The organism is Roseateles sp. GW821-FHT09G03 (assembly GCF_059416045.1).
On sequence record NZ_JBWKOK010000004.1, the window covers coordinates 116,701 to 134,237 of the forward strand.

At 70.4% G+C, this 17,537-nt stretch carries 1 protein-coding gene; it reads left to right on the forward strand.

The genetic code is table 11. From position 1 onward, the window contains the following. The first annotated feature begins 65 nt into the window (after window positions 1–65). Window positions 66–17,480, forward strand: a complete 17,415-nt coding sequence (locus AC07OZ_RS16035) for a C80 family cysteine peptidase (protein ID WP_495468088.1) — start codon at window positions 66–68, stop codon at window positions 17,478–17,480. Window positions 17,481–17,537 lie beyond the last annotated feature (57 nt).

The window sequence follows — 17,537 nt, forward strand, 5'->3', positions numbered from 1 at the left end:
GGTGTCATGCCGCCCCGCAGGCGTCATTCACTGAGGCGTTTCACTCTTTCGCGTGAGACGCCGCCATGACACATCCCCTCCCCGCTCCCCACGACCCCGTCGCTCCGTCCGCCGAGGCGGACGTGTTGTCAGCCGGCAGCGCCGCACCGCCGCTGGCCGCCGCGCGACCGTCCGATCGCCGCCGTGGCGCGGTGATCGCGGTCATGCTGGATCGGCTCACGGATTCGTGGCCCGACGACGAGGCGCTGCCGGACCCGCTGAGGACCGGACTGGTCGATGCGTTCGGACGCGCGGACCTGTCGACGATCGACGCACCGTTGGACTCCGTCGATCTGCGCCGACTGTCGAAGGCGCTGCTCAACGCCATCCTGGACGAGAAGCCGCTGGCCATGGGTCAGGTCCACACCGCGCTGCTCGAGTCCGAACAGGCGCACCGGGGCAGCGACGGCGCCGGTGCGCGCGCGACGAAGGTCTTCCGGGACCTGGTCGACAAGGCGGCGCAACTGCTCGTGATGCAGGCCGACGCCACGGCCCACACCCAGACCGTCCGGGGTCGCGAGCTCGCCGTCTTCTTTGGCGAGATGCTGGAATCGATCGGTCCCGGACGACCGTTCACGATCAGGCTGGATGACCTCAGCCATGCGCGCAACGTCGGCCTGGACCCGTCCCTGCGGATGCGCGCCGGCCTGCGGCTGGCCGCGCTGGAACGCTTGCGCCAGTTGAGCGTGATCGACGTCATCGGCCCGTTGCGGTATGCGGCAGCGGCCAAGCCTTCCGGCACCGGGACCGACAGCATCGTCTGGACGCCCATCGACGGCGGCCATGCGACCACCGCCGCCGGCGCGGACCACGCGCTGGCGGACTGCTTCTTCGATCCCGTGAAGAACCTGATCGTCCAGCAGGAGCGGGACGCCCTCAGCGACGCCCTGGTGGTGCCGTGGTCCGACTTCATCGTCGAAGTCGAGGACACCGCCTCGCCCGCAGACGACGCTTCGAAGATCGCGCTCAGGCGACTCGACGATCTGGCGGACAAGATGCTCAATGACATCTACCAGATGGACGAGCTGCCGCTGCTGGAGCGGGTCGCGGTGCTGGGACCGCAGGCCTGGGAAGCCCGGAAAGCCGAGGTGAATGCGTTGATCGCGGAGCTTCGCGCCGACGCCACGCTGGCGCCTGAGATCGGCCGTCTCATCGGGCTTCTGGAAGCCGTGACGGAGACCGAATTCCCGCGCCTGCTGAAGGGCGGGTGGGTACGGGAGTCCGAGCTCGGCTTGCACGTGCTGGAGCCCGCGACGCCCCGACGCCCCTTGCCCCTGCTGGCCGCGCTGGCGCCGGAGGTCGGTCAACGGCTGGATCGCTTCCTGGGCGAGGTCACGCTCGACCTCGGGGCGGCCGGCAAGCGGGTCTGGTACGTGGAGCCCTTGCTCACGCCCGGAGATCGCGCGGACCGGATCGCGCAGGCCAGGTCGCTGCGTCAGATGGACGTGGCGATCATCCGCCGCCATTGGCGCGGCGACGACGTCCGGTCGCTGGATGAAGTCCCCGAGGTGTTGAGCCTGTTCAAAGGCATTCTGTCAGTCGGTGGCGCCAACTCCGAGCGCCTCGCGGCCGTCCACGCCGCCACGACCTTGGCGGGCCCGCCGCTCAGGCCCTCCGCCGTTCCGCGGCCATGGGCGCTGCCGACGCCAGCGACCGAATCGACATCCGATGCAAGCTCCGATTCGACATCGGGTTCGGAGACGGAGTCGGTGACCGATGCGGCGCCGAAGCCGGATTCGGGCACGGGGCGGTATCCCGCGTTCGAGAAGATCTCCAGCGCCGACTCTGACACGGTGTCGGACTCCGATCCGGCGCCCGACTCGACGGCGGGCCGGCAGAAGGAAAAGAGCACGGGTGCGAGCGCCGTCAAGAGCGGCGACACGGACACGATGCGCTCCCGCTGGTCGCCGGACCCCACCGGCGCGCTGACCATCGAGCAGCGCACCACGACGATCGCGGCGGCGTTCCAGACGGTCACCGGCGCGTGGGACCTGGCGCTCGCCGATGCCGCGACCCTGCGCAAGGACCTGCTTCCGGAGCTGCTCAGCCTGCGCTCGGTGTCGTTCCCACTCAAGAAGGTGCCGAACAGCGCGCTGGACACGGCGTGCGCCCAGATACTGGACGCCCTGCTCCTGGGTTCGCCGCTGCATGCACGAGAGGCTTACCTCACCCTGCTCGACGCCGCCGATCCGTCGCGCCTGCGGACGCCGGCCCATCTGGCAAACACCTCGGCCCAGTTCACCGCACTCACGCAGCTGGTCTGGGATCGGGTCGTGGATGCGAGCCCCGACCTCCGGCTCTCCACGTCCCACGCGCTGGTCGAGCGTTACCTCACCGCCATCGACGCGCCGCCGGGCACGAGCCTCCCGCTCGACGTCGACAAGATGTACCTGTTCGACCGGGAAGGCCGACCGCCCCAGAGCGACTTCGCCGCCGGTGTCGTGTTCGAGTTGTACGACGTGCTGCGTCGACTCGAGCGCTCGGGACTGGTCGGACCGGTCGCGTGGACCACGGCCAAGCCGAAAAGCGAAGGCCCCTGGAGGCCGATCGGCGCCAGTTTCCAGTCGACGGACGACATGCCCGGGCTGCGGTCCCAGTGGCGGTTGGTGCCCACCGAGGGCCTCGCCCCCCGGATGCCCACCGTGTTGCCGGCGCTGACACCGACCGACGACGCCCGCCCGCTGCCCATCCTGGCGGCGCTGGCTCCCGGCGTGCAGCAGACGCTGGACCGGAACGCCGGGGTGGTGCGACTCGCCTGGACCTCGCGGGGCGCCCGCGGCTATGCCCACCTCACCTACGGAGGACAGTCCCCGGCCCAGGTCGCGCTGGCCGACTCGCAACTGCGCCAGCTCGACCTGCTGGTGTCCGCCCATGTCGCGCGCGCCGGTGCGGCCGACCTGGACGCGCTGCCGGCGAACCTGCTGCTGGCCGACGGGAAGTTCGTCGACAAGCACCGCGTCATCGCCCACAGCACCCAGTCAGGATGGCGCTTCGAGCAGTCGCCGCTCCAGGCGCCACGCCTCCCGGAGGCGGCCGGCGCCGCGGCGCCTCCGCCGAACGGCGGCGCCGGCCGCGTCGAGGTGATCACCTCGCTGCTGCACACGGCCAATGCCGCCTTGCCCGCACCGGTCGGCCTGACCGAGCAGGACAAGACGGCGCTCATCGACGCCTTCGGTCTCGAGCCCTTCAGCAGCAGCTTCGACGAGGCCAACCGCCCGTTGTCGATGCGCCCCGTGGCCGAGACCTTCCTGTCCGGCATCCTGGACGCGTCCGTGCCCACGCTGCGTCGCGCCTACGACCTGATCGTCCGCGCGGCCAGGACCGATCTGGATCCGGCGACCTTGCGCCAGCAGGCGGCCGAGGATTTCCGCAAGCTGCACGCGAGCGCCGACCGCTTCCTGGCGGGCCTGCCCGACGCCCGGCATGCGTCGATCAGCGGCATGCCGGGGCTTCCGCTGGCCAGCTTCATGGCGGACCTGCTGACGTCCTCCGCCCTCGACACGCCGCTCACGCTGAACGTCGAACGGCTGCGGAACGCGCTGGAACGCCCCTACGTCATGGATCCCGCGTCCACCCGCTATGCCGGTCTCGTGCTGTCCCTGCGCGACCAGCTCCGGGTGATGACGGCCACCGGCGTCATCGGTCCGGTCCGCTATGTCGCCAGGCTCGTCCCTTCCGACGAGGGTCCTGACTGGCGTCCCGAGGGCGACCGCTGGACGACGGAAGAGGACCTGCTCGCCGGACGATGGGCCAAGGCCGGCGTCAAGCCGGCGACCGGGACGGTCTGGGTGCTCCAGGATGAGGACCTGCTGGAAAAGTGGCAGACGTTCGTGGGCGAGTTGGACAGCCGGGCCTACGAGGACGACGAGGACGACAACGCCGCCTTGAACCGCATCACGGAGCAGGTCGAGGACATCGGCGACGAACTGGAGACGCTGATCGGGGAGCCGCCCGCCGACCGGTGGGCCGCGATGGACGAAGCGATGTGGTCCCGCCGCGTGGCCGGGTCGCGGGCGATCCGCGAGGAGATCCACCAGCAGGACGTGAGGACGGAGGCCCGCACCTACGCGGACAGGCTGGTAACGCTCACGGAAAAGGCAGCGGCCGCCGCGGCGACGCCCGCCCAGCAGGCCGCCTACGGGCGCGGCACGTGGCCGAAGGTCGATGACACCCAGCCGCTGCCCCTGCTGCGCCACATCGCGCCGGGGGTGTCGCAACAGCTGGATCGCGCCGCCGGTGTCGTCCATCTCACGCAGGGCCCGACCACTGTCACCTGGCAATTGCCCGTGAAGGCCGAGTCCGGCCCGGCGAAGACCTGGCAGCAGGACCACGCGCTGCGGGAGCTGGACGTCTTCGTCACCGTGCGGCATTTCCCGTCCGCCGAGCCGCTGAAGCTCGTCGACCTGCCGCCGGACCTGAGCTACGACGGCCACGACCTGCGCGCCGGAGGCGACGTGCTCGCCAGCCGCCGCGACACGCCACCGCCCCGTCCGCGGCCGACGGGCCTCGCCGCGCCGTCCCACACGGACACCGGCGCCGAGGGTGACTTCAGCGTCGTCGAGTCGACATCGGGCCCGGACACCACGGATCCGATCGACCGTGCGGAGGACACCGACGCCACGGAACCAGCCGGGGACACGGAAGAAATCGGCGTCATGGAGGCGGCCGATCCGACGCAGGACACCGAGGTCACGGCCCCGATCGATCTCCCGCAGGACACCGACCGCACGACCGCATCCCTCCCGCGACCGGCCACCGGCCCTCGGCCCGGGGGCAGCCGCGATCCGGTGGGCGACGGCGACACGAAGACCGCCGGTCCCGCGACGACCGCCGTCGACGGCGGTCCGCTCCGCGACAGCCTCCTCGCGACGGACGTGATGATCGAGGCGTGGTTCCTGAAACAGTGGCAACCGACGCGGCCCATGCCGTCCTGGATCGGAGGCCGCGAGGGAATACCCTTCCCGACCCGCGAACGGATCTGGGCGGCGCTGGCATCCTGCGGGCTGGTTCCTCCCTCGACGGCCGTCGTGCCCCTGTACGACCTCGGCGACGAGATCTACAGCCTGGTGGACCTGGACGCCCGGTTGCGCAGGTTCGCGGCCACGTCAGGACGGAGGCAGGTCTGGTCCAAGGCCGACACCGTCTCATTCCTGGACGCCCTTTCCGACGAGCACGGCGCGCCGTCCGTCCCCGGATCCCGCGCGGGCATGCGGGCGAAGCTCCTGTTCGACACGGTGGAGGCGGCGCGCCACGGGGCGGACCTGCACATCGACGTCGACGGCCTGACGGCGGGACGGGACCCGGGCGACACGATCGGCCAGGCGATCGCCAAGGACGTCGCCGACCTGGAGCCCGTCCTGCGCGACCTCTCGCGCCGCGGCGTCATCGGCAGGGTGTTGTGCACCTCCTCCGCGGAAGCTTCGCGCCGGTACGGCGTCTGGCGCGCGCAGGACGACCGCCACGTCTCCAGCAGCCCGCTGCATGAGATCCTTGGACAGGGTGCCGCGGAGTCCCACGTCTACGGCAAAGACAATGTGTTGCCCGGCCTCAACCTGATCGGGACGAACGATTGGCGCCGCTCCTACCGCTCGACCTTCCCCACCGCGCGGGACAGGCAGAAGCCTCGTCGCCCCGGCACCGTGAGCCTGGACGTCGTCCGGGACGGGAAGACCCACTACTTCGAGTTCGCCCTGCAGGACCCGCAGGCCATCGGCGCCTCGGCGATGGACCTGGACCTGGCGATCGCCCATGTCGTGGGCAAGGGGGCGGTGTCGCGACGCCTGCCCCATGGCATGTCCTGGGATGGCCCCCATCTGCTGGCGGTGCGGGCGGGTCAGAAGAACCTGCGCTTCACGCCGCCGCTGTTCGAGCGGCTGGAGGACGGCACGCTCGTGCCGAACGACGCGGAGATCCGGCGCTACCGCCATTTCGCGGACGACGTCGGCGCCTCCCCGGAGTCGCTCGCCCGCCCGGTCGCCGAATGGCGCGACACCCTGGCGCCCGACAGGCGGCTGTCCGCCAGCTGGGCCCTGACGGGCCAGGACCTGCTGTCGGCCGGGCCGACGGCCAAGCGGGCGCGTCTGGATCTGAGGGTCATCGTCCTGCAGATGGACGATTCGCCGCAGGCGCTGGAGGCCAGCCTGCGCCACGCCGCGCAGGTCAACGACCGGGGGCGCGTGCTCTGGTTGCAGGTGGACCGCCAGGGCGGGTCCCGGATCGTCGCGGGCGCGAGCCTGCTCGGCGCGACGCGCCGCCACAACCCCGTCAAGCTGGTCGTGATCGGGCAAGGCTCCACCGGCGACGATCAGTCGCGCCGACTGAGCGGCTACGACGGCACCGGGCTGTCGTCGTCCATCGACCGGGTCCTGGACAAGCATTTCGGCGCGGCGCGCCCCGTGGCCAGGAAGGTGACGCTGCTGGCATGCGATCTGGAATCGCCGTATTCACGCCACCGTTTCTCGCGGACCTTCGCCCAGTCCTTCCAACCCGACACCCGTTACGACCTCACCACCTTCCAGGGTCAGGTGCTGTTCTCCGCCGACGCGGCCGACGGCCCCGCGCTGACCCGGCGATGGACGCTGCCCTTCGGCGAACACCGGGCGCTGAACCGCGCGAGGGACGGCGTCTTCGTCACCCGGGTGCGTCTCGATCGAAGAGGTCCACTCTTCGCGAATGCCAAGTATTCGGAGAAGTTCCGGGATCGCCTGTCCGAGGCGGAGACCGCCGCCGCGCTCGACACCGCCCTGGACGTCGACCCCGCGGCGGCCGCGGCGAGGGCCGCGGCCCGGCTGACGCCGCAACAACTGACCCTTGAAACCCGGCGCGTGCGCCAGGCCCTGGCGGTGCTCGGGCAGATTCCGCTGGAAGAGCCCTTCTCCTGGCAGGTCGACGACGGTCAACGCGCCGTCGCCATGCGCACGGCGATCCTGCACCGGCTGTCCACCAAGCTGGGCCTGAAAGATGAAGCACTGCTGACCCGGCTGCGCCCGGTGGTCGACCAGATCACGCAAGGCGTGCTCTTCGACATGTCGCTGCTGCTGCCGGCCTATGACGCCGTCCTCGGCCTGACCGTCAACCAACGGCCCTACGACTCGCCGATCGCCTGGCGGGCCCGCGCGAACGACTCGCAGTTGGCGAAGGAGACCTTGAACCCGACCGTGCGCGACGACTGGGTCAGGATCAGCACCGGATCCGCCGTGTTCATCGACGCGCTCGTGGCGGCCCGGGACAGCGTCTTCGCCGCCGGTCCGAATGTCCGGGAGATCGACCACAGGATCTACGGACGCAGCGACCTGCTCAAGTCCGTCGCCGGTGCCGCGGCCACCGACGGCACGCTCTATGTCGACCTCTCCCGGATCAGGCCGGAGGACCATTCGGCCTGGCAGGAATCCAGGGACATCGAGCTCTTCCGTGCCCGCACGGCGCTTCGCCATCTGCAGGACGTCGGCGCGCTGAACCGGGTGGTCGCCATCACCTTCGATGATCCGCGACCGACCGGGCAAGGATGGAGCCCCCAGAAGGCCGTCCGTCTCCCCGCCACCCGCCGCCATGGCGCGCGCGACGTCCACGTCCAGGAGGCGCCCTTCACGGACGCCCTGATCGGGCAAGCCCTGCCCCCCATGATGCGTGGCATCCGGCAGGGGGCGGTCTACTGGTCCACCTTGGGGACCCAGACGATCGCCATCGACGTGATCCAGATGAAGCAGTCGCTGGCGGAGGCCGAGGAAGCGTTGCGGCGGTGGGAGACCGAAGCCCCCGCCGGCTCGACCGAAGCCACCACCCTCAAGACACTGGCCGACGACATCCGGGGGCGCCTCCAGCGTCTGCACGGCGCCGGAGAGCATGAGCGGACGTGGACGTTCGACGCGATCAAGGCAGAGATCCTGACGCACGGCGGCGTCCAGCCTCTGCATCGGGATGCGCTCGATGCGGCGACGGTCGAGCGACTGCTTCAGGACGTTGCGCCCGATCGGGTGGAACAGGTCAGGCGAACGTACGGCCGGACGATGAGGGTGCTCGAGACGCAGTTCCGGAAGTATTCCGGCTACCTGGCCGACGAGACACCGGCCACCCGACCCGAGTCTCTGGACCTGCTGCCCGAAGACCGGCCGCTGGCGGCGCTGGTGGAACGGGCGCCGATGGTGCGCCAGCGACTGGACCGCGCCACGGGCCTGATCCGGGTGAACTATCCGGCCACGCGTCTGGACACGGTGCTGCAGGTCGACCCGTTGAGCGCCTACCGATCGGACGGCGGGAGCGAACTGGCCGCCATGGCCCTTCAGGATGCCGACATCCGGACCGCGGAGGCCTTGATCATCCGCCACCTCGACACCACGCCGCTGGTGGCGCCCGACCTCGCCCATGCCCTGGGACACCTGCCGCGCCTCATGAGCCTGCGCAACGGCGAGTTCAGCGTCAACGAGACGGTGGTCGCCCGGCGGTCGAGCGATACGCCGGACGTCGACGACGTCACCGGCGTCGCGTCCTGGGTCGTCGATCCCGACGGCGTCGAATCGGCGATCCGACCCCTGCGCGCCACGCCGGGCCGGAGCGGTCCGTCATTCAGCGAAGAGCTGTTTGATCTGTCGCAACCCTGGCCCGTGGAAGCGCCATTGACCCTGAAGCTGATCGTCCAGGTCGGGCGCGACGAACACAGCGAGACGGCGGCCATGCTGCTGGCGAGGAAGTACCGGGGACAGATGGCCTGGGTGCAGATGGATCGGGGGGCCGCCCCCCACGATGTGCCCAACATGCACATCCGCGCCGGGCACGAGCTGAAGGCCAAGGCAAGCTCGAAGACCCAGGTCGACATCTACGTGGTCGGCCACTCCGTGATGCGGCTCGCGAAACAGCAGACCCTGAGCGACTGGACGCCGGGCGAGTTGGCCCGCGGGCTGGGCCAGCAGTTCCGCGACGGATTCCAGAGCTCGCCCAACCTGCGTCGCGCCAGCCTGGTCGCCTGCGACCTGCACTCGCCATCTCTGGAGAAGTCGTTTGCCGTCGAGTTCTTCCAGCACCTGACCGACGGGGCCATCTGGACGCGGGACGCCGAAGTGACGGCAAGGACGGGCCATGTCCATATGGCGGAAGTCGAGGTCGACGTCGGCGAGGACCCGACGGCGATCATGAAGCTGACGGGCCGCCTCGATGCAGAGGGTCGCCTGATGCTGAGGCACCGGCTGCCGGGCGACACGAAGCTGATCCGCAAGAACCCGGAGACCGGCGCCATCGAGATCACCGACAAGTACGTCGATCCCGAACTGGACTCGGTCACGCAATGGCAGCGACCGGCCGCCGAGATGCAGCTCCTGTACGACGCGGTCCTGCGCGGCACGGTGCCGACGGAGCTGGTCCGGCTCTTCACCGGCGCCGACGGCGAGGTCGACCTGGCACGGCTGCGTCGCATCGCCAGTGATCCCGCCGAAGCACGACAGCTCGAAGCCGATCTGGCGACGGCGATCGACGCCGTGCCCGAGGCCGAGCGCCCCACCGTCCCGGCGTACCAGCTGCTCGCCGACTCCTTCGCCGGGCAGGTGCTCGACATCGACGGCCGGGAGGTGCCGGTCATGAGCGCCCTGCGGGACGAGCGTCATCTGGACGAACTGGTCCGCCAGACGCTCGACGAGGACACCCTCGGCCTGGGCGAGACCTCGCGCATCACGCCGGAGGGCGCATTGCGCGTGTTGCTGGAGAACGGCGTCCTGGGCCTGGACGGCGACGGCGGCGTGCAGCTGATCGAGCCGCAACTGCAGGCGCTCGTCGCCGGCAACGACGACGCCGGCCTGATGCGCGCGGGCGCCGCGCTGCTGCACCTGCCCGAGGAGGTGTTCGACAGCCTGCGCGCCGGCGCGGGCCTGGAGGGGGAACGTCTGCTGGACAAGGCGCGCGACGTCCGTCGGGCTTTCTCCGAGCAGTCCGGCGGCATCGCGGACGCGGTCGCCGGCCACGGCGTGGGCGTGATGAACACGGTCATCGGCGCCGCGCAGCTCGTGCAGGGCTGGCGCCACATGGACGCGGCGATGAAGGGCCTGCTCACGGCCCAGACGTCCAGCATCGTGATCACGCCGCTGACGGTGAAGGTGGGCCAGTGGCTGCGCGAGCTCTCCGCGGCCTCGCAGCTGTCGGGCGGGGCCCGCGCGGCGACGACGCTGGAGTCCGCCCTCGCCACCATCGGCACGGCGCTGGAAGGCGGCGCCGCCGATCTGGGCCTGTCCGCGCTCGGCCTGGTCGTGATCGGGCTGCAGTGGGACGAGTTCCGCAAGAGCGGTCAAGGCACGGACAGCTTCGCCTTCCGCAACCTGGTCGCCAACACGACCATCATGACCTTCTTCACCGCGACCTCGCTGGTGTCGGCGGGCGTGCAGGTCGGCGCCGCCTTCGCCGGCGGCGCCGAGGCCATCGCGGGCACGGCGCTCGGCCTGGTCTCCGGCGTGCTGGCCGAAGCCGCGCTGCCGCTGGCCCTGTTGATGATCGCGGTCAACGGCGCGGTCGGCAGCTTCATGTGGACGGAGGAATTCGGCGACTACATCCGGACGTCGACCGACCTCGGCGACCTGATCGGCGCCAGCCTCGCCAAGTTCTTCGGCTTCGAGACCGACGTGTTCCGGCGCGCGGAGATCGAGAAGAGCGCGGAAACGGCCGCAGAGAAGCGCGCGTCGATGCTCGACCAGGCGCGTCGGGACTACATGTTCTTCCGCGGCGAGCAGCTCGCGAAGGCGGGCTACGGGACGGTGAAGTATCCCCGCCGGAAGCACGAGGTCGCGCATGCCAGCTTCCGGGTGCCCGGCAACGATCCCGGCTTCACTTTCGTCCTGCAAGACCGGGGGCTGCAGTCCCGGGACAATCCGCCGCTCACCTCCGACCGCTTCGACGCCTGGGAGGCGCCGCCATCGGCGGGCGATGCCCCGCGTACCGGAACAGCCTGGCTCGACCTGCGCAACGACTTCGGCACCGCCAAGCTGACGAGCAAGGGCGCGGCGGCGCAACTGTTCGAACTGCAGGGGGCCCTCGGCAACGTCGACGGCGGCAGCGAACGCGACCTCTTCCTGCTGGACGGGCGCAGCCGCGTGCATGTGAACGGCAAGGGCGGCGAGGACGAGGTGGACCTGGACGCCACCGGCCTGCACGTGAAGGTCGGCGCTCAGGCCATCGCCGGTGCGCTCACCCTCGCCAAGGGTCGCTCGGCGCTCCCGTCGGGCAGCCACAGGGTCCATTCCCTGTTCGGGATTGAAAACGTGACCATCCGGAACGCCGCCGAGGCGGACGTGACCGGCGGGCCGGGGGACGAGCGCTTCGACGTGGGCGCCCGCCGTTCCACCATCACCGGCGGCGGCGGGCGCAACACCTACGTGCTGCGCGAGGGCAACGACATCACCAGCGTGTCGGACGACGCCGCGATCTGGAACGGCACCGTGAACGCGGTCCTCCGCTTCGCCGGCGGGCGACCCGGCAATCTGCTCCTCAAGGTCGATGTGCCGCACGAGGACCTGTACTTCGAACGCGAGGACCGCTGCCTGATCATCAGCACGAACGCCGTGGTGCAGCTGAGGCTGGAGAACTTCTTCCCGGCCCTGCCGACGCTGACCCCGACGCCGGCCCCGGCGTCGCCTGGCGCGCCCGCTGCCGCAACGGCGTCCCTCTTCATCGTGGACGCGCTCGGCACCCATCTGACGCTGGTCGATCCGCGCCGCCTGCCCACGGGGCTGGCGTCGTCGTCCTCGGTGGACAAGCACCTCTACCTCGACGCGTCCACGCCGGCGTTCCGGAGGACGCTGAGCGGCGACCAGGCCCACACGCGCCACCACCTCGCGTCCGGCGCCGGCGACTTCAGGCTGCGACCCCGCACGTCCATGCCCATGGACGTCACGCTGGACCTGCCCGTCGACCGCCTGGGCTACCGCCGCGAAGGCGACGATCTGGTGATCACCGAAACCCCGCCCGCCGACGCGAAGGCCGGCTTCACCCCGTTGCGGCTGACGCTGCCCGGCTACGCCACGCGGGACTGGGCCGCGATGCATGGCCAGCTGGCGCTGTGGGCGCGCGGCAGCCAGGACAAGGGCGCGCGTGCCGCGATCAAGCTGCGCCATCCCGCGCCGGGCGATCCGGACCAGGGCCGGATGCAGGGCGCGGCACCGGACGCCCCCGAGAGCGGGACGACGAACGCAACGCCACCGACACTGACATCGACGACCACAACCACGAACACGAACCTGAGCACGAACACGAGCACGAGCACGGCCACGCCCACCGTCCCGGCGGACCATCGCACCGGCTCCGACGGGGCCGACGTCTACGAGATCGCCAAAGGCACTCACGTCGTGATCGACAACACCGCGCTCACGTCGACCCGTGACGTCCTGAAGCTCGCTGCCGCACCGCTGCGGCTGCGGCGATCAGGGGACGACCTGGTGATCGACACCTTAGACGGCAGCGTCACCGTGCGCCGCCATGCGGTGGATCCGCTGGCACGGCATCTGTCCATGGAGTTCGGCGGCAGGCGCTACGTCCTGCCGGTCATCAACGCCACTGGCGTGATGGTCTACGGGCCGGACGGCGGCAACGGCGACGGCGACGTCCTCGCCACGCTGCCCGGCATCCACGTCGTGCAGATGGCCGTCGATGCCGCATGGTCGACGACGCCGGTCCTCCGGTCCGTGATCATGACCTCCGTCTCGAAGGCGGGCCGGATCGGCCGCAGCATGGATCTCGAATCCGCCGGGACGGGCAGCCGGGTGATCCTGAAGGATCTCCCTTCATTCGCGCAGGAGGCTGGCGCCTTCCAACTCGAACAGCCGAACAGATCACCGCTGCGGCTCGCGCCCGAGATCCTCGACCCGGCCTGGCGTGAGGCCTTCGAACGCCAGGAGCAGGCGGGCCTGCCGGGTGGCATCCTCCAGGCGCGCGGGTTCGAGGACGCCGGCATCCGCGACGTGCCGCGGATGGAAGCCGTCGTCGAATTGAGACGTCACCTGGACAACAGCCGTGTCGAGCCAGAGAAGACCCATCCGATCGAAACCGTCCGCGACTACCTCCGCATGAGCGGCCTGCCCGTCGACATCGCCAACGCCGTCCGCTCGACGTCGATCGGCCAGGTGCGGCGGATGCGCAGGCTGCTGGCCGCCATGGCCGATGGCAAGACCTGGCCCCCGGCATCGCTGCTGGACGACTGCGCCGCCAGCCCCACCCCCCTGAGGGTCTTGGCCGCGCGTCATGGCACGATGCTGCGTCGCCTCACGGCGGCCGGACGGCCCTGGGCCTATCAGGAGGCCGTGGTGGGCGGCGGGCTGTCGCCGCACGCCCTGGACGCCTTCGAGACCTGGGCCGAGAGCCGGTACGCCGGCACCCTGGGCGACGACGCGTCGGCGACGCGCCTGCGGGAATTCAGCCGCCTGCTTGGCGGGTTCGGGAACGGCCACGCGACCACGGCGGACACGCACGAGCTGCTCCTGGTCGCGCTGAAGTTGAAAGGCCGTCCCGATGAGGTGGCGGCGCAGATGGCCCGGGCGATGGTCGCCGTGTCCCTGGACGAAGCCTGGATCGACGGCATGCACCAGGCCGGCGTCATCGATCACGCTGTGCTGCGCAAGCTGTGGGACGGGCGGGTCCCGGTGCGCGACGTCCTGCTCGCCAACGCCAACCGGCTGAGCTACGAAGGCAAGGGCAATCGCGGCGGCCTCATCCAGGTCAGCGTGAGCGACGCCTTCAGGACACCCGAAACCAAAGTCCCGCAGTACGAGGTGAAGCGCTACCTGGCGCTCGACGGCAACGGCAACAAGTTCGTCACGGCGCACGACATTCCGTTGTCCGGTATCGGTTACGACCTCATTCCCGGCATGGTGCTGGATGCGTCGGGACAATCGCCGGCGCTGCTCGACCGGGAAGGGCGCGACAAGCTCGAGAAGGACGCCAGAAAGGCCTTCGACCGCAAGCATGACGACCTCGAGAAGCCGGCGTCCAGGTCGTACTACGACTCTTCGAACATTCTCAGCACCCGCGATCAAAGGCCCGCTTCCGATCGCGAGAAGTACTGGCCCGAAGCCCGGTTCGGCGCCTACGCCAAACGCTCGTCGCTGTACGCGATGGGCGAGACGAAGATCAACGACAAGGCTCTGGTCACGGAGAGCGAAACGACGGTGCCCGGGAGCGACGGCTTCGGCCGCAGCAGTCCTGCCAACCTGGTCGACGGCGTCGACAAGGCGGGAGAAGCGACCGCCTGGCGGCCGCCGGCGGGTCTGCCCGCCGTGTCCTCGTCCTCCGGCGGTACGCAGGAACGCGCGATCCTGTTCGACTTCATGCATCCCGTCGCCTTGTCGGGCTGGCAGGTCGATCTCCAGCATGACGGCAAGGTCCCGGGCGGCGGCAGCGTCACCGAGGGCTGGACGCTCCAGGCGCAGGACCGCCACGACCGCTGGGTGCCGGCGGAAGACGGCGTCCCCTATCGACGCTACCGGATCGTCGGCATCCCTCACGATCTGCCGGGGGAACTCTGGCTCAAGGAGGTGAGCTTCACGACGGCTGAGGTCGGCGCCAGCCCGCTGCTCACGCGGCTGCAGGCGGGCGGATACGACCGGCGGGAGGCCGAGGCCCTGTTGACGCTGGGCGTGCAGTCCGAGGAGATGGTGCAACGGGCGGTCACGCTGCGCGGGATCTTCGGCGCGCTGCCGCCGGCTTTCGTCGCGCAGGATGTGCTGGCGCACGACCTGACCCCGCGCGACGGGTCGCTGCTGCGCCAGATGGCGAAGGTCGGCGAGACAGCCGGGAACGCCTTGGCGCTCCTCCGCGACACGGCGTCGCCCAGCCAGACGATGCGGCTGCTGATCGCATCGTTGCCGCACCGCGCCGGAACGCCTTCCGCGGTCCCACCCGACCTGCTGGCCTCTCGCCGGCAGCAGGTGATCGACTGGCTGAAGGAGGGACAGGACGGCCTGAAGATCGACGCCTTCACGCCGGTCCTGGCCGAGGTCGCCGACCTGCTGCTCCTGGCGGCGGCCGGCACCGATCGCGGCGCATTGGGCCGGGCCCTGCTGCGGCTGGAGGCACACACGCCCGCAGGCCTCGCCGCGGTCCCGACGCCGCCGACCTGGGGATCCGAGCCGGTGGCCAGGCTCATCGACGGCGTGCTGGAGGACCAGGGGCCCAGCCCGGTGCTCCGGACAGCGGCCGTCCATCTTGCCGTCACCACCTTCGCCCGGCTTGCGGACGATCTGTACACGCAGATCCGGAACAGGCAGGACAAGGGCGGCGAACGCGACGCCCTGGCGGCCACCCTGCCCTCGTTCCTGCTGCTTGCCGCGCTCGGCGCCGTGCCGGAAAGCGGCGCGACGACGCAGCCCCTGAGGCTCACTCTCCCAGCAGGCCCATCGCTGCGGGACGAGGCGATCCGGTCCCTGCTGAAGGACGCCGCCGCCGACCTGCAGACCGCCGAGGACCTCGGTCTGCTGAGGGTCGCGATCGCCTCGCCCCTCGCACCCGACCCGGCCTCGAGCCATTGGGCAGGGACCCACGGCGCGGGTGCGCACCAGAGGATCTACATCGGTGACATGCCCCTGCCGGACGCCATCGGGCAGGCTGAAGGCAGGCGTCTGGCGTCGCTCGCGACGTCGATGCCGGTCCGCTCCCCTGCGCAGGGCGATGCGGAAGGCGGCCTTGACGCGCAAGGCCTGACCCTGGACTTTCCCCTGCGGGAACTTTCATTCGCATCGTCTCCCGATGCCGAAGGTCCGTCCGTGCCGGGCCCGATCCAGCGGGCGATGGCCTTGATCGGCCACCTGTCCTACCGCGACTGGGGCTATGGCCGTCTCGAGATCCGCATCCTCGCCCCCTTCAAGCCCGACGTGAAGCGATCGCTGGCGGAGCGCCTGCTCGCGGGTATCGGGAGGCCGCCGTCGGCCCAGGTCGACGAAGCCTTGTGGCGGCTGTCCGACCTGGTCCTCCGATCGGCGATCGGCGACCGCGAGGCGCTGCTCGAAGCGGTGCCGCTGGCGGGCAGCCTCGCCCACCACCTCCGTGCGGGCGACGCTTCCGGCACGCGCCCCCTGCGCGACGTACCGGTCGACAAGGCGACCCAGGAGCTCGCGCTGTCGTCGCTGGGCGAGGCTCTCCGGACCGTGATGGGGCGGTGGCGATCCACCTTCGAGCACCTGAGCCTGCAAACCCATGCGATCTACACCCTCCCGGTGTCGATGGTCGCGGACATGCTCCAGGCCGTCGCGTCGGACACGCCGTATGAATTCCGACTGCCGTCCCCCGATCTTGCCGAGGTCCCGTTCAGGCGAAGGCATTCGGTCTCCGGCCTCCCCCTCGCGCCCGAACTGTCGCCGAACAATGTCGAACTCCTCATCCGGTCTCGCGGCGCGAGTGAGATCCAGGCCGCCCGGGAGACCGGTCTGCTCAGCGTGAGGGCGAGTGTGCAGGAGAAACCCGAATTCGGTGCGCTAACCTGGGAGCTGCGGACCGGTTCGAATGACTGGACCACCGACGCCCCCCTGCCCCTGGTGTTCCGGGAGCCCGCCCTCTACATGCTGACGCGATATTTCAGCGGCGCGCGCATCGAGGGGCTGCTCGCCGCGGGCATCCGCACAGCCGCGCTGGTCGACCGCTTCCTCGAGTTCGACGAGGCGTTGTCCGACGCGGATCTCGGCATCGCCTGGGCGCTGAGCGACACGCGCCCCGCCCTCGATGCCGACAACGTCGGCTGGATGCGTCGGATGCGGCACCTGGGACTGGCGCCGGCAGAGGTCTTCCAGATCCTCGGCGACGGCGTGTCGGACAAGGAAAGGGCGCGACTGGTGCTTGACCGGCTCCCGTACAGGACGTGGAGCGATCACGTGTTCGCGTCGGCGGACGTCGAGCCGCTGCGCGCCGACATCGCGAAACACCTCGCCGCCTCGATGAGTCCGCAAGCCTCGGCAGACATCGCGGACCTGATGCTCCAGGCGCTCTGCGGCGAGACGGCGGCCTTCACCGAGGCCCTCGAGCAGGCGCCGGCGGTGTCGACGATCCTCGATGCCGTGGCCGATCTGTACGAAGGGATGCTCACGCGGCTGAAGGTCTCGGCGGGGGAACGGAAGGCCGTCGAGGCGTTGACACCGTTGCGGCTCGCGGTGGAGGTGCTCCGGCGCGCGCGTGACGAAAAATCCCTCAGCCTGCCGATCGACGGCTTCGATACGCCACAGAAAATCGCCGAGGCCCGGGTGTTCATGCGCGCGGCGAACGATCTCCACCGGTTGAGCGTGGTCGACCTTCCGCGCGTCAGTGGCGTGAGCACGAAGCGGCTACAGGACGTGACCTGGCGGGAGCCCGTGACCTCGGACCGGCTGGCGGCCGTGCTGGCGCAGGAGATCGCCGCGCAGGGCGAGGACGGTCTGGTCAGCGGCGTCTCCGCGCCGTCGTCCCCGTCCCGTCCGGACGCGATGGCGATGTTGTCGACCTCATCGACCTGATCGCCGACCCGGAGGCCCGGTCGTCTGCACTGACGCGTCTTTCCCGAGACCGTGAGT

Excerpts from the sequence above, each read along its gene's own strand:
- AC07OZ_RS16035 (WP_495468088.1), top strand. The coding sequence starts at position 66 with ATGACACATCCCCTCCCCGCTCCCCACGACCCCGTCGCTCCGTCCGCC.